Source organism: Epilithonimonas sp. 33E (genome assembly GCF_059372615.1).
Window position 1 is genome coordinate 552,107 of the sequence record NZ_CM182009.1, and the last position, 20,764, is coordinate 572,870.

Sequence of the window (20,764 nt, forward strand, 5' to 3'; positions counted from 1 at the left end):
AATGGGGACGATGATTTTGCGATTCATAAATTTAGGATGTGATTAAAGATAGCTTTTTTCAGCCAATTAAAAAAATTGCTAACTTTGATAAGGCTAAACACTTGAACAATGGAAATCACAATAAAAGATTTAGAAAAGGATTTGAAATCGCTGCCGACGGAACTTCTTCAGCAGGTGAGCGATTATGTGGCATTTTTAAAATTTAAGCACAGACAAGATTCAAATGATATGAGGCTGGAAGATTGGCAAAAAGAAATCTTGGATGAGAGATTATTGTATCTTGAAAAAAATCCTAATAATACTTTAGATTTTGATAATACAATTGCAGAATTGAAGAAAAAATATTCCTAAATGTATATTGAATTAAGTTTTCAGGCATTAAAAGATATCGAAGAGATTTTGGAATATTATTCTCAAATTAATCAAAAACTACCAGCTAAATTTCTTGAAAGAATTGAAGAAGCAAAATCGAGAATAGTTAATTCCGAATTAGGATTCGAAATAAAATACAAATCAGTTCGAACAGTCTTACTAAAACAATTTCCTTATCATTTACATTACGTTTTGAAAGATGACCAAATTATTATAATCGCAGTTTTACATAGTCGAATTAATCCCAAATTTTATTTATAAAAAAAGCATTCTGAAATCTCAGAATGCCTTTCAAAATTTAGATTAAGTTTTACAAATTCTCCAAAATAAAATTCGTCATCTTCTCATAAAGCTGAGATCTGGTGTTTCCACCATAGATTCCGTGATTCTTATCCGGATAAGCCATAAACTCAAACTGTTTTTTATTCTGAATCAATGCCTCAGAAAACTCCATAGAGTTCTGGAAATGCACATTGTCATCAGCTGTTCCGTGAATCAAAAGAAATTTCCCTTTCAACAGATTTGCAAAAGTGGTTGGCGAGTTTTGGTCATAACCTTCCGGGTTTTCCTGTGGCGTTTGTAAGAATTTTTCTGTGTAAACTGTATCATAATATCTCCAGTTTGTCACTGGTGCAACAGCAATTCCCAGTTTGAAAACATCCGCACCCTTTGTCAAAGCCAAAGAACTCATATAACCGCCAAAACTCCATCCGAAGATTCCAATTCTGGATTTGTCAATATAAGACTGATTCCCGAACCATTTTGCAGCAGTAATCTGGTCTTCGATTTCGTATTTTCCTAATTGCTTATAAATTACTTTTTTGAATTTAGAACCTTTGTAACCGGTTCCGCGTCCGTCCACACAAGCTATGACATAGCCTTTTTGAGCCAGCATTTCGAACCAGATTCCGTTTCCGCCGTCCCACGAATTGGAAACCTGCTGCGAACCAGGACCGGAATATTGGAACATAAACAATGGATATTTTTTGTTCGGGTCAAAGTTTTTCGGCTTGATGATCCAGGCATTGAGCTGGTCGCCAACCGAGTTTGGAATGGTAATGAATTCCTTCGTTACAAAATTATCTTTCTGAAGCTTAGAAAGCAACTCGTTATTATTTTGAAGTTCTTTGATTTCTTTTCCGTTTGCATCTTTCAATACATATTTATAAGGCGAAGCTGCTGTAGAATTGGTATTAATGAAATAATTAAATGACTTGCTGAAACTCGCTGAGTTGTTCCCTTCCGGATAAGAAATCAAAGTTGTTTTTCCGGAATTGATATTTAGCTTTGAAACTACCTTATTAAGACTTCCTTTTTCGGTGGTTTGAATATAGGCTTCTTTAGTTTTCGGATTGTAACCGTAATAATCTGTGATTTCCCATTGTCCTTTTGCGACCTGTTTTTTCAGTTTTCCATCTTTTTCGTACCAATACAATTGTCTGTAGCCATCACGTTCCGAAGCCCAAAGAAAAGAGTTGTCATCCAGAAATTCTAAAGTCAGATTGTCTGTTTCTATCCAGGCGTTATCTGTTTCTGAAAATAATTTGGTCAAATTACCGGATTTTGTATCTACTTTCAGCAAATCCACTTTGCTGTGGTGTCTGTTGCTGGTCGCCAACACTATTTCGTCTTTGCCATTCGTCTGCCAAAGTTGTGGGATATAATAATTTTCAAAACTTCCCAAATTCAAAGTTGTAGTCTTTGCCAAATTTAATTGATAAAGATTTGCCGTCACCGTCGAGTTCGTCTCGCCTGCTTTTGGATATTTGTAGCGCATCTCCTTTGGATATAGTGATTTTCCGTAGATAGGAATATAGATTTCCGGAACTTTGGACTCATCAAACCTCACGAAAACAATCGCATCACCTGCTTTGTTCCATTGATAATAATCAGCGTGACCAAATTCCTCCTCATAAACCCAATCTCCAAGCCCATTGATGATAGAATTTTTCTTCCCGTCATTCGTAATTTGCGTGATTTTTCCAGAAGTCAAATCTTGATAAAACAAGTTATTGTCAACAATGAAAGCGACTTTGCTTCCGTCTGGAGAAAATTTAGGTTCCTGGATATAATTGCCGTTATTAAGGGGCATTACTTTATTGGATTTCAAATCCTTCACATCAAATTTCCCTAAAAAAGAATGTCTGTAAATCTGTTCGCTTTCTTTCTGAAGCAAAATTTTGGATTCATCCGCCGAAAAAATATAAGACTCATAACTTCCATCCACAATGTTTCCAACTTTCTGGAAAGTCTTGTAGCTGTATTTTGCGATGCCGTCTTTTTCTATGGTTGCATAATTTTCACCATCATTCAGCGATGCAATTCCTGAAATTCCTTTTCCACGGTAATATCCGGAATAGATCTTATCTAATGTGATTTCCTGTGCACTAATGTTTTGGGAAAAAACTGCTGCCATCAAAACAACAGATAAGAGAATTTTCTTCATTTTTCAAATTTTAATGACGTAAATATAATAAAGATTAATTGTTTTGAGGCTAGTCCATATAAGGTTAATTGTATCTGTAATAGTCTGCTCAAATCTTGTAACAGTGTACTTAACTTTTGTAACAGTCAACATTGCTTCTGTAATTGCCAACTTTGGTCTTGTAACTGTTTACTTTACTTCTGTAATAATTTACTTTGCTTCTCTGACAGTCGACTTTACTCTTCTGATTGTCTACTTAACTCCTTTGGCAGTCTACTCAACACCTTTGATTGCTTACTGAAGCACTTTGATTGTCTATTTAAGAGCCTTTATTATCTACTGAAGGCTCTTGACGGTTTACTTAATTACTTTGACTGTTTAATCATATCGTTTGATGACCTACTGAATAGCTGACAACTATCAACCCAAAAATATTGGCCAAATTTCTTATCTTTGCGCCATTATTTTCTCACTTAAAACGTTTATAGCATGCAACTGTACAACACCTTAAGCGCAGAAGAAAGAGCTCGACTTATAGATGAGGCCGGAAAAGAGCGCCTTACATTATCTTTCTATGCGTATGCCAAAATTGAAGATCCCAAAAAATTTCGCGACGATTTATTTATAGCCTGGAATGCTCTTGATGCATTGGGTCGTATTTATGTCGCTCATGAAGGAATCAACGCTCAGATGAGTGTTCCTGCGGATCAGTTTGAGGCATTTCGCGAAACGCTGGAGGCTTATGATTTTATGAAAGGTATCCGTCTGAATGTGGCGGTGGAGCAGGATAATCATTCTTTTTTAAAACTAACCATCAAAGTAAGACACAAAATCGTTGCAGACGGTCTGAATGATGAAACTTTTGACGTTACCAATAAAGGAATTCACCTGAAAGCACAGGAATTCAACAATATGTTGGAAGATCCGAATACGATCGTGGTGGATTTCAGAAACCATTACGAAAGTGAAGTAGGGCATTTTGAAGGGGCTATTACTCCGGATGTTGAAAACTTCAGAGAAAGTTTACCGATCATCAACGAGCAGTTGCAGGATTTTAAAGAAGATAAAAACCTTTTGATGTACTGCACCGGCGGAATCCGTTGTGAAAAGGCAAGCGCTTACTTCAAACATCAGGGTTTTAAAAATGTTTTCCAGCTGGAAGGCGGAATTATAGAATATACACGTCAGATCAAAGAAGAGGGAATCGAAAGTAAATTCATCGGTAAAAACTTCGTATTCGATCATCGTTTAGGAGAAAGAATTACAGATGATATTATTGCACAGTGTCACCAGTGCGGAAAACCTTGTGATAATCATACCAATTGTGCCAATGATGCCTGTCATTTACTTTTCATCCAGTGTGATGAATGTAAGGCAGCAATGGAAAATACATGTTCTACGGAATGTCTGGAAACCATTCATTTACCTTGGGAAGAGCAGGTGAAACTAAGAAAAGGCCTTCAGGTTGGAAATAAGGTATTCAGAAAAGGAAAATCTGAAGCTTTAAAATTTAAAAATTCGGGAGATCTGTCGACACAGACTTTAGCAAAAGCGACTAAAGCTGAAACAAAGGATATCCGCCAGAAAATAAAAATCAAAAAAACTTTGATCGGAAAAGCGGAGCATTATTATTCAAAATCAAAAATCGCGCAGTTCTTCATTGAAAATAATGAACTTTCTGTAGGAGATAAGGTTTTAATTTCCGGACCAACAACAGGCGATCAGGAAATTACGGTTACTCAGATTTTTGTAAACGGTGATTTCAGCGATACGGCGAAAGCGGGAGATCAGATTACTTTTGAGCTGCCTTTCAGAGTCCGTTTGTCGGATAAACTTTACAAGATTTTAGAAAATTAATACAATTTAAAGGTGAATCTCAGTCTTACAAAAAAAGAACTTAGATCGATTTATAAAGCAAAAAGAATGGCCTTATCACAAGATGAGGTCAATTTTTTGTCTCAAAAAATCTTTGAACAATTCGTTTTACAATTTAATGTATTTGAAAATCAAAAGGTTAATGTTTTTTTACCGATTGGAAAAATGAATGAAATCAATACTCGGATTTTTATTGATTATTTTTTTGATAAAAAATTAAAGGTTTTTGTGCCAAAAATTAAAGGCGATAAAATGATATCTGTAGAGATTTTTCCTGATTCGGATTTTGAAATTAATAATTGGGGAATCAAGGAGCCGGTTTCTAATATTGACTCTAATGTTGATCTGGACTATGTTTTAGCACCTTTATTATACTGTGATCGATTTGGAAACAGAGTAGGTTATGGAAAAGGTTTTTATGATTCTTTCTTTTCAGGGGATTTTGGGATTCATAATAAAATTGGTTTAAACTTCTTTTTTCCGGATCAAGATGTTGCTGATGTTTTTGAATCAGATATAGCTTTAGATGGTTTGATAACGCCTTATAATTTTATTGATTTTAATATTAATTAACTGAAAATCAATAATATTTTTTTGTAAAATGCTTTACAAACGCTTTACAAGTTATTTCTAAATGATTTTTATCAGACCGTCCTAATTTTGTCTTGTTAATATGATTCAATATTAAAAGATAATATAATCACAATAATTAATTTAAATTTTTAGAAAATGAAAAAGTCATTATTTGTAGCTGCTATCGCTGCTATCGCTCTTGTAGCTTGTAAAAAAACTGATAACGTAGAAGCTGCTGCTGTTGATTCAGTAGACGCAAAAGCTGATTCTGCTGTTGCTGCTATCGATTCTACTGCTACTGCTACAGTTGATTCTGTAAAAGCTACTGCTGATTCTGCTAAAGCTGAAGTAAAAGCTGACGAAAAAGCTGCAAAAGAAGAAATCAAAAAATAATTAGAATCTAATTATTACAAAAAAAGCCGCTATTTAGCGGCTTTTTTTATTTGATACTGTCTATATTTTTTGGATAAAAACTTGTAAAATAGAATTTGAATTCTTTCTGGAATTTCACAGGCGAAGCCTTCAGCATATATTGTGCTTTTCTATTAACTGTAGTAATATAAGTTCTCTTGTTATCATAATATTCTACATCAAAAGTTGCAAAGTCAAGCGTATCCTTTTCCTTAATTTTTTTTGATGTCATTAGGTTATTGACTTTTGCATATCTTACTTTCAGGCTATCCATTTCCTTTAACAAAGGCTTAAGGTTATTTGAATCTTTTGTAAGAAAATGAGCTTGCATCTGTGTATAGATAACGGAATCTATTTCAGTATCCTTGTTTCCGGATGTATAAAGTGCCGATAAATCTAATAGATCCTGGACTTTTTGCGAAGTAATCACATTAGTAGCCTGCAAACTATCCAGCTTTGTTTTGGAATAGGTTACGTTATTGTTAGCATTTCTGAGTGTTTCCAGAGAATTATCATCACCTTCGTATTTTTTATTACAGGATATAATTCCGATAATCAGCAGAGCTGGTATCAACAACCATTTATATAAGTTATTTTTCTTTTCCATCATCAGTAATTTTGAATTTAATCATGACTATTTTACCGTTTTTCATCTGAGAATCGATCACTTCCAAATTTTCCAGTGATGTTGTAGGAAGCGTAACCAGCGAGATGTATTTTTGTTTATCCATTGTTTCAATGCCATAGATGTCACTATCTACAACCTGATAAATCAATGCGTTGTCGCTTATAAGCCTGTTGAGTTCATTAGTTTTTTTCTTAAAGTCCGTGATTGATTTTGAATAATAATAAAGCTGAATGGCATAGTCATTAGGCTTCAATTCAATATTTTCTGATTCCGGAGCGCTTGTCAAATCCCTGCTGACAGTGTCTGTCTTGTAGAAAGGGGAAGAGATGATCATCTTAAGCTTCTTGCTTTTTGTTTCATAAACAAAGGGAGAGTTAGGCTTCACTTTAAAAAGTATGGGAGATTCGTTTTCTCTGATGATTTTTACATCCAATTCTCCTTTTATAGAAGAATTTCTGTCAGCGTCAGTAAAAGCGTAAGTGTATTTTTTATAAAATAAATTGTCATAAAATACCAAAATCAAAACAACAGCAAATAAAAATGCAGAAATGCCTAACCACAAATATGTTCTCAGGAAATTTTGTTTAGGTTTATTAAAATTGATATTCTGATTAATCTCGTCAAACGCCTGATTGTCGATTGAGACCGGCGGTTTTTCAGCAATTGTAACTGGAACTTTTGACTCTATTACCTCAGGTTTGTTCTCTGAAGGAACTTCGACAGGTAAAGATGTCTGAAAGCTATCATTGACTGCTGTTACGATTGGGTTTTTCTTTTTGAATTCGAACCAGGAATTATAGCCTGCATAGACAGAAAGGATATTCAGCATATCGATTCTCGGGATTTTTTCCTGAGCATTATTTTTGAAATAAGTGTAAAAGGTTTTTTCGCTAATATTTCCTTTGGCTTTTTGTCTTAAGTCCTCTTGAAAATATATAATGTCAATACCCTTCCATTTGGAAATGTCATCATAGGACGGCGAGTGTGTCTCAAGATATTTTTCCTGAACGGCCTTTTTTAAGGATTGAAAATGTGAAAATTCTATATCGCTCAAAGTTGTATTTTGTTCTTAATTTGTTGATTTACAGTTGTTCTTATTTGTAAATCGTGTTTTACAAATATATTACAATTAATTTTCAAAAACAAGATTTATTTGTTGTCATAATTTTGTCCCGTTCAAATAAGGACAATCTATTAACTAACAATTTAATTTAATTATTATGAAAAAGTCATTATTCGTAGCTGCTATCGCTGCTGTTGCTCTTGTAGCTTGTAAAAAAACTGAAAACGTAGAAACTGCATCTGCTGATTCTGCTGTAGTAGATTCTTCTGCTGCAACTCTTGATTCTGCTGCTGCTAAAGTTGATTCTGCTGCTGTAAAAGTTGATTCTGCTGCTGCTAAAGTAGAAGGAGCTGCTAAAAAAGTTGATTCAGCTGCTGCTAAAAAATAATCTTAACCCTGTTAAGAATTATAAACCGCTTCTTTTAGAGGCGGTTTTTTTATTTGTCTAATTTCTGTCTCAGAATTTCGTAGCAAGTAATGGCAGCAGCGTTACTCAGGTTAAGAGAATCAATAGTTCCGGACATTGGAATCAACACATTTTCTCCTTTCCCTTTCCAGAAGTCACTCAAACCTGAATGTTCTGTTCCGAATAAAACAGCAGATTTGGCAGTCAAATCTTTCTCCTGAATAGGTTTTGCATCATCACTCATAAAAGTAGTGAAAATGCTATAATCATTGATTTTTAAGAATTCTAAAGTTTCTTCATTAGAAGCCTGGAAAATATTCATCCCGAAAAGACAGCCAACACTTGAGCGGATAACGTTTGGGTTGTAGAAGTCCGTTCTTGTATCGGTAACAATCAAAGCGTTTATTCCGAATGCTTCGCAACTTCTTAGGATTGCTCCAAGATTTCCCGGTTTCTCCACACTTTCTAAAATGATGATTGCCGAATCTTGTTTCGGTTTGAATTCATCAAGATTCCTTTGTTCTAATTTATAAATTCCTATAATTCCTTCGGTTGTTCCGCGATAGGCGATTTTTTCATAAAGCTTTTCCGAGACAAAATGAATTTTGGAATCGGGCAATATTCCTTTGAAAATAGTTTCGCAGATAAAATATTCTTCCGGTTTTCCGAAATGTAATGCGCGTTCGTTTTCCTGCTGACCTTCTACGATGAAAACACCGGCTTTTCTTCTGTCCTGATTTTTGGATAGAAGTCGTGTCAATCTTTTTATTTTTTCGTTTTGAAGGCTTTCTATGAGCATTTTTATATTTTTTGCAAATGTACAAAGTAGTTATGAATGATGCGTTATGAGTCGTGAAATGAATTTTTGACTAATATTTAACTCTGCGCAGTGCGTGAGGGATAGTAACGGAAATCCTTTTTGAACGCCCATGCGTTCAAAAAGATTGCAGTGGATAGCCCGGCCCGAGCTGTTGCATTGCTGAAGGCGAGGGACACGTCCAAATTGTTATAATGAGAAGATAAAAAATATCTATCTTTGTTTTATGATTTTACGAGGAGAAAATTTAATCAAGGAATACGGACCGAAAAAGGTGGTAAAAGGCGTGTCGTTGGAGGTTCAACAAGGTGAAATTGTCGGACTTTTGGGGCCAAACGGAGCAGGAAAAACAACATCTTTTTATATGATTGTAGGATTGGTGAAGCCAACCTTGGGCAATGTATTTCTGGATGATCAGAATATCACACAAGATGCGATGTACAGGCGAGCGCAGAAAGGAATCGGTTATCTCGCGCAGGAAGCTTCGGTTTTCAGGAAGCTATCTGTTGAAGATAATATCCTGGGTGTTTTGCAACTGACGAAGCTATCTAAAAAGGAGCAGAGAAAAAAATGTGATGAATTGATTGAAGAATTCCACCTGGAACACGTTCGTAAAAATCGAGGTGATCTGCTTTCCGGAGGTGAAAGACGTAGAACGGAAATTGCACGTTGTCTGGCAACAAGTCCGAATTTTATCCTTCTGGATGAGCCTTTTGCAGGTGTTGACCCGATTGCGGTGGAAGATATTCAGAAAATTGTAAGGTCTCTCGTAGAGAAAAATATCGGAATTCTAATCACCGACCACAACGTTCAGCAGACTTTGGCGATTACCAACAAAACTTATATTATGTTCGAAGGGAAAATCCTGAAAGAAGGTTTGCCGGAAGATCTTGCCAATGATCCGGAGGTGAGACAGGCTTATCTTGGAGAAAACTTCAGGTTTGAAAAGTTTTAGATTGTATCGCAAAGACGGACATTTTAAATTTGTTATAAATAGATAAAGTCGCAAAGGAAAACTTGGCGGCTTTTTTATTGTTCAAATCAAATATTTCTGCGCCTTAGCGAAAAAAAAATTATTCAAAAATCCTACTGACAAACTATTGTCACAACAGCGTTGTAAATTTGTATCAAATAAAACAAACTATTATGAACGCAAACGCAAAAGTCCTTGACTCACAACAACTTTTAATCCATTGGCAAGGCCACAGAAATCTGACCAGAAGAGTGATTGAAGCTTTTCCCGAGAAAGATTTATTCGAATTCTCGATTGGCGGAATGAGACCGTTTTCAAAATTAGCTCTTGAACTGATTGCTATTGGCGGACCAGCCCTGAAATCCATTGTTGAAGGAACAATTAATGAATTCGATGAAACTTTCAACCCGACAACTAAAGGTGAACTTCTTGCAAAATGGGACGAAGAAACGGAAACGATTAATGAATACTTTAGCCAAATTACAGAAGAAAGATTTCAGGAGACATTCAATTTATTTGGACAATATGAGTTTCCGGTTTATCAAAACATTCTTTATTTTGTGGACAACGAGATTCATCACAGAGGACAAGGTTATGTTTACCTGAGAGCTTTGGGAATTGAACCTCCGTTTTTCTGGGAAAGAGAAAGATAATTTTATACGCTTGATTTGATTTTAAAGTCTGCTTTTAGCAGGCTTTATTTTTTATTCAATTGGTTAGAAATCTGAGCAATTAAATCATTCATCGTATCTTTGAGATATTCAGGTTCAAGGATTTCCGCAAAATCTGCAAACGTAATTAGCCAGCGCGGAAAACCTTCATCGATCCACTCCGTTTCAAAGGTCATCAGCATCCGGTTACCACTTTCTTCTTCAGAAATCAATCCATAATATTTTTTAGAATTAACCAGAAAAGGCAGGATTTTTTTCTCAACCAAAAGTTTAACACTCACTTTTTGATTCTTTGATTTTTTTCGGTAATCTCCAACATTTCCATATTCTTGATGAAAGGAATTCTGAGTTTTCTCGATTTTCAAAATCCTATCAATCCGGAATTGTCTGAAATCCTTTCGCATTGTGCAAAACGCCATCATATACCAGTAATTGACTTCGTAGAAAATACCAACCGCTTCGATAATTCTTTCGCTAGCCTCGTCTTTTACATTTTTATAACTGATTTTTAACTGGTTCTTTTCGGCAATGCTTTCCAGAATTATTGGAATAATATTTTTGACATTGTCAGAATTTTTCGGGCGATAGGAATAGATGTCAATTTGATTCTCAATAGTCGTAACCAGATGTTTCTCCGAGTTTCTGATGACTGCTTTTACCTTTTCCATTGCGGAATTGTAATGAGAATCGAGACTTTCGTGAGAAAACTTCTGCATCAGTTTTTCTGCAGTAATGAAACTTAGAACTTCTTCTTTTGTGAACATCACAGGAGGAAGTTTGTAACCATCCACCAAAGAATAACCGGAACCAGCTTCCCCAAAAATCGGAATGCCGGCATTTTCCAAAGTCTTGATGTCTCTGTAAATCGTCCTGATACTGACATCAAATTTCTCAGCCAAATCCTGTGCTCGGACAATCGATTTGGTTTGCAGTTGTGTTAGAATCGAAGTAACTCGGTCTATTTTTTTAATGTAATGGTCTTCATTCATCCTTATAAGTTTTCACCAATCTATCCAGATTCAGACTCCTGGCAGACGCATCGAAAATTTCTCGGTAAGTTCCATCTTTTTCGTATAATTCTTCGTGCGTTCCGTTTTCCACAACTTCGCCTTTTTTCATCACGTAAATCATATCAGAATCCAAAATTTGCGACAACGAGTGCGAAATAATAATCACAGTTCTGTCTTTTTTAATCGCATCCAGAGAGTTTTTGATTTGTTCCGTTGCAATCGCGTCCAGACTTGCAGTCGGTTCATCCAGAAAAATAATCGGTGGATTTTTCAGGAATAATCTTGCAATTGCAATCCGCTGTTGCTGGCCGCCGGAAAGTTGCGTAGCGTCGTGATTATAACCATCCGGCAAATCCAAAATCTGCTCGTGAAGATAAGCTTTTGTAGCTGCTTCTTTGATTTGGTCTAAAGTGGCTTCAAGATTGCCGTAGCGTATATTATCTTCAATACTTCCTTTGAAAATATGATTTTTCTGAAGCACCAGACCAAGGTCATCACGCAAATAATCATTGTCAAAATCATTCAGATTATTGCCATCCAAAAGAATTTCTCCCGAATCCGGTTCGTAAAATTTACAAAGCAAATTGATAACTGTTGATTTTCCGGCGCCACTCAATCCAACCAAAGCCGTTGTTTTCCCATTTTCGATTTTTAGAGAAACATTTTTCAAGGCTTTCATACCGTTAGGATAAGTGAAATCTACATTTTTGATTTCGAAATTACCTTGAATTGGGATATTGTTAATAGTTCCGTTTGGTTCGGTTTCCTCATCGTCATTTAGGATTTCAAAATAACCTTCGGCATAGATAAACGCATCATTCATATCATCATAAATCCTGTGAAGCTGGCGAATCGGCGCAGAAACGTTATTGAACAACATAATATGAAGCATAATCGCACCAATCGTCATTTGCTGGTCAAGCACCAGATAAACGGTCAAAAGGATAATCAGAACAACGCCAAATTGCTCGATAAAAGTTTTCAAACCATCGAAAATAAAACTCGTTCTGCGCGTGTACAACTGGCTTTCCATCAAATGCATCTGGAGATTGTACTGTTTTCTGCCTTCAAATTTTTCACGGACAAAACTCTTAATGACCATTATGGAATTGATAAGATTCAGAAGTCCGGATGTTTTTTGTTCCCGTTGATTTCTTAAAGTCCGTCTTACATTTCCTAATTTTTTAGCTTGCCTCGAGGTTACATAAAAGTAAATCGGAATTACAAAAGTCGAAACCAAACCAACGTAAAGATTCTGCATATACATTACAATCAAAGCAATAATGGCAGTTGAAAATAAGGGCAAAATATCAATGAAAAAATTTTGAACCAATTTTGTCAAGCTTTCAATTCCTCTGTCGATGCGGATTTGAAGTTTTCCTGATTCGTGTCTATCGTCGTTATAATAAGCAATTCGGTAGGTTAGAATTTTGTCAATCGCCGCTTGTGCCAATTCTGAACTAACATTAATTCGGATCTTTTCGCCATAAAATTTCTGACCAAACTGAATGAAAATATTGGCTAATTCTTTTCCTAAAAGTATAATTGAAATCAGAATCAAAATATGTATCCCTTCCGACATCGGATGTGGAAGCTGCGTCAGCTTAGTTACTTCATCAACCGTATATTTCAAGACAATCGGATTGACCTGAGCGAACAAAGCACCGATAAAAGTCAAAGCCAAAGTCCCGAAAACCATCCATTTGTAAGGTTTTATAAAACTTTTCAGTTGGTTGAAAATATGGATAAGGTTGGTTGTTTTCTGAAAAGGTTTTTTCATATCAGCAAGTTAGGAAATATTGGAGTTTAACACAAAGACACAAAAGTTTTTATTCTCATTGATGATTTTTTAAGGCATAAGAAAAATCAAAGATTTTAATTTCTGACAAAGTCAAACCTTGTGCCTTAAAAACATTAGAATACTTCAAATTAATTCTTTGTGCCATTGTGTTTGACCTCAATATTCAAATAAAAAAAGTTAATTTTAAACTTTCATAAAAAGAAACAATGAAAATATATACAAAAACCGGCGACAAAGGTGAAACCGGACTTTATGGCGGAAGTAGAATCTCCAAAGCCAGCGCAAGAGTAGAATCTTATGGAAACATCGATGAACTGAATGCTAATATTGGCGTTGCGAAATCTCATATCGATGATGAAGCCGTGATTTCTCAGCTCAAAAAAATCCAGTTTGATTTGTTTACGGTTGGTTCCGAAGCTTCGACCCCGATTGATAAATTGTTTTTGGCTAATGGAAAAGCACGGCTTCCACTTGTGATTTCTGATAAAGAAATTGAAGAATTGGAAACTTGGATGGACGAAATGGAAGAGAAAGTTGAGCCTTTGCAATATTTCATTTTACCCGGCGGCGGAAAAGCGGCGACTTTTCTTCACGTAGCGAGAACGGTTTGCAGACGTGCAGAACGCAGTTTGGTTTTTCTCAATCAATCCGAAGAAGTACGAGCGGAATTAATCAAATATCTGAATCGTTTGTCAGATTACCTTTTTGTTTTGGCAAGATATGTTTCGAAACTTCATAATGAGCCGGAAGAATATTGGAATCCGAATGATAGAAGTTAAGATGATGATAAAGATAATTTTGATCTTAATTGGTGCTGTTTTTCTATCATCTTGCACAGTTTCGAAACCTACGAATGAGACTGATAAAGGCTTTTTCTTTAAATGGAAACATAAAAAAGATAATGAGAAATAAAGCACTTCTTTTCATCAACGGAGATTCTCCGAAATCAATTCCGAATTTGTCAGGTTATGATTTGATTGCTTGTACAGATGGTGCATTTCATTATTTGAAACAACTGAAATTTCCATTGGACAAACTGGACTTTATTTCCGGCGATTTCGATTCTCATAAAATTGAGGAAGAGATTCTTCGACAGGCTCAGAATGACAATTTTGAAATCATAGAAACGCCTGACCAGAACAAAACGGATTTTCATAAAGCCTTAGAAATCATTATCGAAAAAGGATTTGATGAAATTGATGTTTACGGTGGAAGTGGAGGTGAACAAGACCATTTTCTCGGGAATCTGAGTGTAGCTTTTGCTTTTAAGGATAAAGTGAATCTTCGTTTTTTTGATGAATACTCTTCATATTACTTTATTCCGAAAAAATTCGCAATTTCTGATGTTAAAGGGAAGATGATTTCTTTGATGCCTTTTCCTATAGCAAAAAATATCGAAACAAAAGGATTGAAATGGCCTTTGTATAAAGAAGATTTAATTTTGGGAGAACGGATCGGAACACGGAATGTTGCTGAAAATAAAGATGTTATAATTGAGTATAAACAAGGTGACCTGCTGATTTTTGTTGGGAATTAATTCATTAATTTTTATGGAATTATTAACGTGAATATTCAGTTTATTTCATCATTTTTGCATCGTAAAACAATTAAACTTTTTTAGCCAGAAATGAAAATAAAATATTCTGAACTAATTGACCAAACGCTTTATTTTCCAACTGAGGAATTCAGTGTAGAAGAAAATAATCTGAAGTTCCACGACATTAATCTGATGGAAGTTGTGGAAAAATTCGGGACTCCTTTGAAGTTCAATTATTTACCAAAAATATCTCAGAATATAGAAAGGGCAAAATTCTGGTTCAAAGAAGCTTTTGAAAAGAACGATTATCAGAAAAATTACAGATATTGCTACTGCACAAAGTCCAGTCATTTTGCATTTGTTGTAGAAGAAGCGTTGAAAAATGACATCAGTCTGGAGACGTCTTCGGCTTATGATATGGATATCGTGAAGTCGCTTTACGACAAAGGAAAAGTGACTAAAGATATCGAAGTCATTTGCAACGGTTTCAAAACTGATGATTATTTGGCGAAAATTTCGGAGCTTATTAATAATGGTTTCGAAAATATTACACCGATTCTTGATAACTACAGAGAGTTGGATAAGCTAACGGAAAGTATCGACAGGACTTTTGACATCGGAATCAGAATTGCTTCTGAGGAAGAACCGAAATTCGAATTTTATACCTCAAGATTAGGAATAGGATACAAGGATATTATTCCTTATTACAGCCAAAAAATTGCGGAGCATCCTAATGCTAGGCTGAAAATGCTTCACTTTTTCATCAATACCGGAATCAAAGACACGGCTTATTATTGGAACGAATTGTACAAATGTCTTCGCGTCTATGCTAGATTGAAAAAGATTGCGCCAGAAGTTGACTCGTTGAATATCGGTGGTGGTTTCCCAATCAAAACTTCACTTAATTTTGATTACGATTATGCTTACATGGTTAACGAGATCGTGTCTCAAATCAAAAAATTCTGCGAAGAAGAAGGTGTTGAAGAGCCAAATATCTATACAGAATTTGGAAGCTTCACAGTTGGAGAAAGTGGTGGCCATCTTTATAAAATAATTTCTCAGAAACGTCAGAACGACCGGGAAAAATGGAATATGATCGACTCGTCTTTTATGACAACTTTGCCTGATACTTGGGCGATTTCCCGTCATTTCATTATGTTGCCGTTGAATCGTTGGGATGATTCTTATGAAAGAGTTTTTCTTGGTGGATTGACTTGTGATTCAGATGATTATTATAATTCTGAGCAGCATACGAATGCGATCTATCTGCCAGTTTTCAACGAAACGAAACCTTTGTACATTGGTTTTTTCCATACAGGCGCTTATCAGGAGACTATTGGTGGTTACGGCGGTGTTCACCACTGTCTGATGCCTCAGCCAAAACATATTCTGATTGATAAGGATGAAGACGGAAACTTCACTTACGAACTATTCCGGGAAGAACAAAGACCAGAAGATGTTTTGAAACTTTTGGGATATTAAATTCAGACAATAGACTTTTAGATAAAAGATAATAGACGAGAAAAAGCGGAAATTTATTTCCGCTTTTTATTTGATTTTTTCTCGCAGGTTTTATGAATTAAACCGATTTTTTACAATCAGCGTAATCTGTCTAATCAGCGAGAGAAATATTTTTTTATTTGATTTCAGTAACGAACTCGTCTTTTGGAGTTCTGTATTTTTTAAGATTCACCAGCCAGTCGCCATTTTCTTCTCTGTAGCCCAGCGGTAAAATCACAACACTTTTCAAACCTTTCTCAGGGAATCCTAACAATTCATCAAGAGCAGCATTATTAAAACCTTCCATTGGTGTTGCATCTACTTTCTGCTCAGCAGCTGCAGCAATTGCCAATCCAAAAGAAATGTAGGCTTGTTTTGCAGCGTGTGTCGCATGCCATTCCTTTCCAAGCGGTTCGTACATTCCCCATAATCTGGTTTTGTAGTCATCCATTGCTTCTTTAGGGATTCCCCTTTCAGATGTTGTTTTTTCAAAAACTTCGGAGATGCTGTTGTGAGAATAACCGTCCCAGGCTGCCCATATCAAAAGATGAGAACCGTCTGTAATCTGCGCCTGGTCAAAAGCAATCGGCCGGATTTTTTCTAATAATTCTTTATTGGAAATGACGAATAATCTGTAAGGTTGCAAACCTGATGACGAAGGTGCCAATCTTGCAGCTTCTACGATGTAATCTACCTTATCTTGAGGGACGGCTTGTCCATTCATTTTCTTGGTTGCGTATCGCCAGTTTAAGTCTTCTAATAAACTCATTTTTTATAATTTTCTTGATTTGAGGCATCAAAGTTAAAAAACAAAAGTTTATATTTGTAATTAAGTTACTAAAAGTTACTGTTACAAAAAGGTAACTTATTTGATAATTAGTAAGTTGTGAAATTGAATTAACGTAAATTTAATTTACATTTCTTCAATAAAAGATATTATTTATGAAAATTAAATGTTGTAAAACCAACCTTCTCGCTGTACAGGATACAATGGATATTTTGAAAGGCCGATGGAAAGTTCAAATTATTGCGGCGCTTTGTTATGACAAAATGCGATTCTCTGATTTGCAGAAAGAAATCGCAGGTGTTTCTTCGAAAATGCTGAGCAGCGAACTGAAAGATTTGGAAATCAATCAATTGGTAACAAGAACAGTTCTCAGCACACAACCAATTAGTGTGGAATATGAATTAACGGACTACGGACGAACTTTGAAAAAAATCATTGAGAATCTTGCAGAATGGGGCATTGAGCACAGGAAAAAGATTACAGGCAAAATTCCCGAAGTTGCTGAAATTTAAAGGCTTCAAAAAAAGAAGCCTTTAAATTTTATTCCTTCGTGAAATAGTATGTTTTGCCGTTTTGCTTCAGCTGCAATTGATTCGGGAAGAAAACCACCTCGATGTTAGCTGGTGCGAATTTGAACAGATCTTTATCAACGTATTCCAAAGGAAATGCTGATTGTCCTTTTCCCTGCGCCAATAATTGATCATCTTCCGAATAGATTTTCAAACCCATAGCAATATCAGGCGAAGTATAATTACCAATATATTTTTGGAATTTCTCAGGTGTTTTAGAAATATCATTAGTTTGAGTTCCAAATTTTGGATATTCATAACCTGCATCATAAATCAAACTCAGGATCCCGATAGCCAGATTGTTGTGGGGAAATTCTTCTCCATTAATAATCATAGAAACCGAATAATCTTCTTTTGTATTATAAGAGGTGATCGAGTGGCTTCCGGCTGTATCACCTCCGTGTCCAAAAGAAACCTGATTGTAAAACGGAACAGGCATTATTCCTAATCCGAATTTTAAATCTGAACTTGGCTTTGGCAACATATTTTCCAGTGTTTCTTTTTTAACGAATTTATTGTTAAATAAGGCATTAATAAAAAGATTTAGATCATAAGGTGTTGAAACAATATCGCCCAAACCGATGCAATTGTGAAAATCGAAATCCTCTATTTCTGTCCAATTACCGTCTTTATTCTTGTAAGATCTGAAAACATTGGTAGGATTATCCAAAACTGACAAAGTATTTTTCATATTCGCTTTGCTCGTGATGTTTTCCTTTAAGAGAATATTATAAGGTTTTTTTGTAATTTTCTCCAGAATCCTGCTCAAAAGATAATATCCGGAATTGGAATATCTCGTTTTTTCTCCCGGCTGAAACTCTACGCCTTGTGCTTTGATCGTGTCAAGAATTGTTTTGTCTCCGACTGGTTTTTTGAATAACCATTGATAATGTTCTCCAACATAATCTCCCAGACCGCTGGTGTGATTCATTAGTTTTTCGATGGTGATTTTGTCTGCATTTGGAATGTCAGGACAATATTTGGACAGCTTGTCGTTGATGTTCAGTTTTCCTTTTTCTACCTGTTGCATCAGCATTACAGCTGTAAACAATTTGCTGATAGATCCAACCTGATACTGTGTGTCGGGATTCCATTTGACATTTGGTAATTGGTCTTGTCCGAAATTTCTTTGATAAATTTCTTTCCCATTTCTGAAAATCGAAATACTTCCAACAGACTGTTTGTTCGCCGTCAGGTAGTTTAAGAAATCATCAATTTTCTTAGTATTGATTTCTCTGTTGCCGATGTCTTTGATTTTTTGATCTTGTGGACTTGACTTAACGGTGCCGTCATTTCGGTAAAGATTTAACGGGAACGATCTTGAATTCTGTTCGAAGGTTCCTTCAAAATGATCGGTTTTGTATAGACCTTTGTAAGAAGCTTTCAGCTCATTCATTTCAAAAATCAATTCATCGTTACGGAATTCGGTTTTATCGACTGTAATAATTTTGTCTCCTTGCTTTGGACTTCTCGCAGTAGAAACATAAGCGTTGTTTTCTTTTTTGATATCAAGAAGCAAAGGCAGTTTCATTGCGCCTAGATCGATTTCTCCTCTCCAGGAACCTGTTAAATCCTGGGCGTAAAAAGTCTGTGCCAATAAAATCAGCACCAATAAAAGTTTGGTTTTCATAAAATTATATTTTGTTTAAAGTATAGTCTGGCTCGCGATTATTAGTATCAATGAAACAACTACGAAGAGAACAATGTGTTGCCACTTTTTGATATTGGTAGCCGTTTTGAATCCGTTATAATACAATACGAAACTGTAAATCATCAATGGTAAAGTTGCTAATGCAAAAGCCGTAACTATAATTAGATTAATTGTTTCCACTTGACCTGGATCGCCCGCGCTTTTTGTAACACTATCCGTAGCATTCTTAAAAAATGACATTCCGTAGACTGGCATTATTATAATTAATGGAATGGCAGATATGAGAATAGTATTAATGATATCGATGATTCTTGTTCTATTATTAAAGAATTTGGCAAGTATAAATAAAATAATAATTGCAAAGAGAAAGCTTAAAGAATTAATTCTCGCAACATCCCAAATCGTTTGATTTTCATCTAAATGAGAAAGATGAAAAATACTGTCATTTACATTTCCGGAATAATAACAACCAAAGATGTTCACAATGAAAAATATAATTCCTGTAATAAGCAGATGTATATCATTAAATTTCCCAAACGGATTGAATATAGTTTTCCAGGTCATAGGTTTAGTTTTGAAGTTTTTTTACTTTTTCGATGAGATCATCCATTTTGTTTCTCATTGTTGGGTAGGACAACTCAGCCTGTTTTGCCATTTCTTTGATGCTTCCGCTGGACAGAAAAAAATTGAGGACGAACTCTTGCTCTTCCCTGTTCAGTTTCAAAAGAACAGGTAATTCGTAGTCTCCATTCACCTGAGTTGCACAAGATGGACAAGTCATCTGGCTTACATTCAGAGTATGGTCGCAGCTTGGACATATGATTGGAAGTTTCATTTATTCTATTTTTGTTTTACAAATGTAATGATAATTTTAATAAAGTTAAAAAATATTTCAATTTTATTAAATATTTATTTAAATATAAAAAACCTCTCATTATTGAGAGGTTCACTTACATAAATACAATTTATAATTAATTTGTGATCTTAGTTTTATTTTCGGGTTTTACATAATCACTGTAGCTGATTGGCGAATAAGCTTTTTGCTCTACAATGTTTTTTGTAGCTCTCCAGTAATTCTGATCAAATTTTTTCATCAGTGTAATAGAGCACAAAAGCGCCTTGTTGGTTATTTTAACTTTTACGGAAGTAATGTAATTGCTGTCTGAATAATTGAATTGTGGAATCTTATCATCGGATTCGCTGGATTCTCCGTTAGAATAAGCAACAGTCCATTTGTAAAGATAATCAGAAGAATTGGCATTGGGAAAGAATGAAATAATGGATTCATTAACTTTCACATCTTTGAAATCATCGATTTTGATTCCGCAGCTGCTTTCAACAAGTTGTTGCCTGGAATCAATAATATTAATATCTTTCTCACATTGGACTAATCCTTTAGCTGTTAAAACAGAAACGGATATTGTGCTTTTACCAGTGCCTTTTCCTGTGACATTGATCTTATTGATCTTACTGTTTTCTTCAATTTTAACAACGTCATCATTTGATACTTTCCAGGAGTAACATTCTTCACATTGTGCTTTTGTGTCAACTGTGAAAGTTGTTGTTTCGTTCTGAACCGGAATTTTGCTTGCAGTGATGGTACATTGCCCATACAAGCTTGTGATCGCCAGGAATCCGGCAATCGGAATAAATAAATTTTTCATCTTTATAAGTGTGTCCTGCAAAGATAAAATA

The 20,764-nt window shown here is 35.2% G+C and carries 24 protein-coding genes; 13 read left to right on the forward strand and 11 right to left on the reverse strand.

The window, feature by feature from the left end:
• Positions 1-108: 108 nt before the first annotated feature.
• On the forward strand, positions 109-351 hold the full coding sequence (locus AC5P2S_RS02670) for a hypothetical protein (protein ID WP_494556122.1): 243 nt from the start codon (positions 109-111) through the stop codon (positions 349-351).
• Positions 352-633: a type II toxin-antitoxin system RelE/ParE family toxin gene (locus AC5P2S_RS02675; protein ID WP_494556123.1), complete on the forward strand. Its 282-nt coding sequence runs from the start codon at positions 352-354 to the stop codon at positions 631-633.
• 49 nt (positions 634-682) lie between these two features.
• Here AC5P2S_RS02675 and AC5P2S_RS02680 read toward each other — a convergent pair whose 3' ends face one another.
• Positions 683-2,818 (reverse strand): S9 family peptidase, encoded by a 2,136-nt coding sequence (locus AC5P2S_RS02680; RefSeq protein ID WP_494556124.1) that lies wholly within the window; start codon positions 2,816-2,818, stop codon positions 683-685.
• Positions 2,819-2,921: 103 nt separating this feature from the next.
• On the opposite strand from AC5P2S_RS02680, the gene AC5P2S_RS02685 reads away from it, so the two are divergent.
• The 4 genes from AC5P2S_RS02685 (at position 2,922) to AC5P2S_RS02700 (ending at position 5,638) form a co-directional block, all read left to right on the forward strand.
• A complete protein-coding gene (locus tag AC5P2S_RS02685) occupies positions 2,922-3,098 on the forward strand; it encodes a hypothetical protein (RefSeq protein WP_494556125.1) in 177 nt (58 codons plus the stop codon).
• Between the two features lie 188 nt (positions 3,099-3,286).
• A complete protein-coding gene (gene trhO / locus AC5P2S_RS02690; protein ID WP_494556126.1) occupies positions 3,287-4,654 on the forward strand; it encodes an oxygen-dependent tRNA uridine(34) hydroxylase TrhO in 1,368 nt (455 codons plus the stop codon).
• A gap of 12 nt (positions 4,655-4,666) precedes the next feature.
• Entirely contained in the window at positions 4,667-5,245 is a 579-nt protein-coding gene (locus AC5P2S_RS02695; protein WP_494556127.1) for a 5-formyltetrahydrofolate cyclo-ligase, read from the forward strand.
• A gap of 156 nt (positions 5,246-5,401) precedes the next feature.
• A complete protein-coding gene (locus tag AC5P2S_RS02700) occupies positions 5,402-5,638 on the forward strand; it encodes a hypothetical protein (RefSeq protein ID WP_283416234.1) in 237 nt (78 codons plus the stop codon).
• Between the two features lie 46 nt (positions 5,639-5,684).
• On the opposite strand, the gene AC5P2S_RS02705 is transcribed toward AC5P2S_RS02700, so the two are convergent.
• Together AC5P2S_RS02705 and AC5P2S_RS02710 are read right to left on the reverse strand one after the other, a co-directional pair.
• Positions 5,685-6,263: a hypothetical protein gene (locus AC5P2S_RS02705; protein ID WP_494556128.1), complete on the reverse strand. Its 579-nt coding sequence runs from the start codon at positions 6,261-6,263 to the stop codon at positions 5,685-5,687.
• Positions 6,247-7,338: a hypothetical protein gene (locus AC5P2S_RS02710; protein WP_494556129.1), complete on the reverse strand. Its 1,092-nt coding sequence runs from the start codon at positions 7,336-7,338 to the stop codon at positions 6,247-6,249. The genes AC5P2S_RS02705 and AC5P2S_RS02710 overlap by 17 nt, the downstream gene beginning before the upstream one ends.
• A 166-nt stretch (positions 7,339-7,504) precedes the next feature.
• Between AC5P2S_RS02710 and AC5P2S_RS02715 the strand changes: the two genes are divergently transcribed.
• Positions 7,505-7,735 (forward strand): hypothetical protein, encoded by a 231-nt coding sequence (locus AC5P2S_RS02715; protein WP_283416237.1) that lies wholly within the window; start codon positions 7,505-7,507, stop codon positions 7,733-7,735.
• A gap of 49 nt (positions 7,736-7,784) precedes the next feature.
• Here the strand turns inward: AC5P2S_RS02715 and AC5P2S_RS02720 are convergent, their stop codons facing one another.
• The gene (locus AC5P2S_RS02720) at positions 7,785-8,552 is read right to left on the reverse strand and encodes a TrmH family RNA methyltransferase (protein ID WP_494556130.1); all 768 of its coding nucleotides are present in this window, start codon (positions 8,550-8,552) and stop codon (positions 7,785-7,787) included.
• A 244-nt stretch (positions 8,553-8,796) separates the two neighbouring features.
• Here AC5P2S_RS02720 and lptB point away from each other — a divergent pair, with 244 nt between their 5' ends.
• Together lptB and AC5P2S_RS02730 are read left to right on the forward strand one after the other, a co-directional pair.
• Positions 8,797-9,525 (forward strand): LPS export ABC transporter ATP-binding protein, encoded by a 729-nt coding sequence (gene lptB / locus AC5P2S_RS02725; RefSeq protein WP_283416239.1) that lies wholly within the window; start codon positions 8,797-8,799, stop codon positions 9,523-9,525.
• Between the two features lie 191 nt (positions 9,526-9,716).
• Entirely contained in the window at positions 9,717-10,196 is a 480-nt protein-coding gene (locus AC5P2S_RS02730) for a DinB family protein (RefSeq protein ID WP_494556131.1), read from the forward strand.
• Positions 10,197-10,240: 44 nt separating this feature from the next.
• Here the strand turns inward: AC5P2S_RS02730 and AC5P2S_RS02735 are convergent, their stop codons facing one another.
• Together AC5P2S_RS02735 and AC5P2S_RS02740 are read right to left on the reverse strand one after the other, a co-directional pair.
• Positions 10,241-11,203, reverse strand: coding sequence for a helix-turn-helix transcriptional regulator (locus AC5P2S_RS02735; protein ID WP_494556132.1), 963 nt, complete (start codon positions 11,201-11,203; stop codon positions 10,241-10,243).
• Entirely contained in the window at positions 11,196-12,923 is a 1,728-nt protein-coding gene (locus AC5P2S_RS02740) for an ABC transporter ATP-binding protein (protein ID WP_494556996.1), read from the reverse strand. The genes AC5P2S_RS02735 and AC5P2S_RS02740 overlap by 8 nt, the downstream gene beginning before the upstream one ends.
• 308 nt (positions 12,924-13,231) lie before the next feature.
• On the opposite strand from AC5P2S_RS02740, the gene AC5P2S_RS02745 reads away from it, so the two are divergent.
• The 3 genes from AC5P2S_RS02745 (at position 13,232) to AC5P2S_RS02755 (ending at position 16,044) form a co-directional block, all read left to right on the forward strand.
• Positions 13,232-13,804, forward strand: coding sequence for a cob(I)yrinic acid a,c-diamide adenosyltransferase (locus AC5P2S_RS02745; protein WP_494556133.1), 573 nt, complete (start codon positions 13,232-13,234; stop codon positions 13,802-13,804).
• A 122-nt stretch (positions 13,805-13,926) separates the two neighbouring features.
• Positions 13,927-14,562: a thiamine diphosphokinase gene (locus tag AC5P2S_RS02750; protein ID WP_283416243.1), complete on the forward strand. Its 636-nt coding sequence runs from the start codon at positions 13,927-13,929 to the stop codon at positions 14,560-14,562.
• A 90-nt stretch (positions 14,563-14,652) separates the two neighbouring features.
• The gene (locus tag AC5P2S_RS02755) at positions 14,653-16,044 is read left to right on the forward strand and encodes a type III PLP-dependent enzyme domain-containing protein (protein WP_283416244.1); all 1,392 of its coding nucleotides are present in this window, start codon (positions 14,653-14,655) and stop codon (positions 16,042-16,044) included.
• A 154-nt stretch (positions 16,045-16,198) separates the two neighbouring features.
• Here the strand turns inward: AC5P2S_RS02755 and AC5P2S_RS02760 are convergent, their stop codons facing one another.
• On the reverse strand, positions 16,199-16,831 hold the full coding sequence (locus AC5P2S_RS02760) for an NAD(P)H-dependent oxidoreductase (protein WP_494556134.1): 633 nt from the start codon (positions 16,829-16,831) through the stop codon (positions 16,199-16,201).
• Positions 16,832-17,004: 173 nt separating this feature from the next.
• Between AC5P2S_RS02760 and AC5P2S_RS02765 the strand changes: the two genes are divergently transcribed.
• The gene (locus AC5P2S_RS02765) at positions 17,005-17,361 is read left to right on the forward strand and encodes a winged helix-turn-helix transcriptional regulator (protein ID WP_283416246.1); all 357 of its coding nucleotides are present in this window, start codon (positions 17,005-17,007) and stop codon (positions 17,359-17,361) included.
• A gap of 28 nt (positions 17,362-17,389) precedes the next feature.
• Here AC5P2S_RS02765 and AC5P2S_RS02770 read toward each other — a convergent pair whose 3' ends face one another.
• The 4 genes from AC5P2S_RS02770 to AC5P2S_RS02785 all read right to left on the reverse strand — a co-directional run bounded on the left by AC5P2S_RS02770 (position 17,390) and on the right by AC5P2S_RS02785 (position 20,733).
• Complete coding sequence (locus AC5P2S_RS02770) at positions 17,390-19,048, reverse strand: serine hydrolase domain-containing protein (protein WP_494556135.1); 1,659 nt, start codon at positions 19,046-19,048, stop codon at positions 17,390-17,392.
• 15 nt (positions 19,049-19,063) lie between these two features.
• Positions 19,064-19,633: a YIP1 family protein gene (locus tag AC5P2S_RS02775; protein WP_494556136.1), complete on the reverse strand. Its 570-nt coding sequence runs from the start codon at positions 19,631-19,633 to the stop codon at positions 19,064-19,066.
• 4 nt (positions 19,634-19,637) lie between these two features.
• Complete coding sequence (locus AC5P2S_RS02780; protein ID WP_494556137.1) at positions 19,638-19,904, reverse strand: DUF2089 family protein; 267 nt, start codon at positions 19,902-19,904, stop codon at positions 19,638-19,640.
• 136 nt (positions 19,905-20,040) lie between these two features.
• Positions 20,041-20,733, reverse strand: a complete 693-nt coding sequence (locus AC5P2S_RS02785; protein WP_494556138.1) for a hypothetical protein — start codon at positions 20,731-20,733, stop codon at positions 20,041-20,043.
• Between the last annotated feature and the right edge of the window lie 31 nt (positions 20,734-20,764).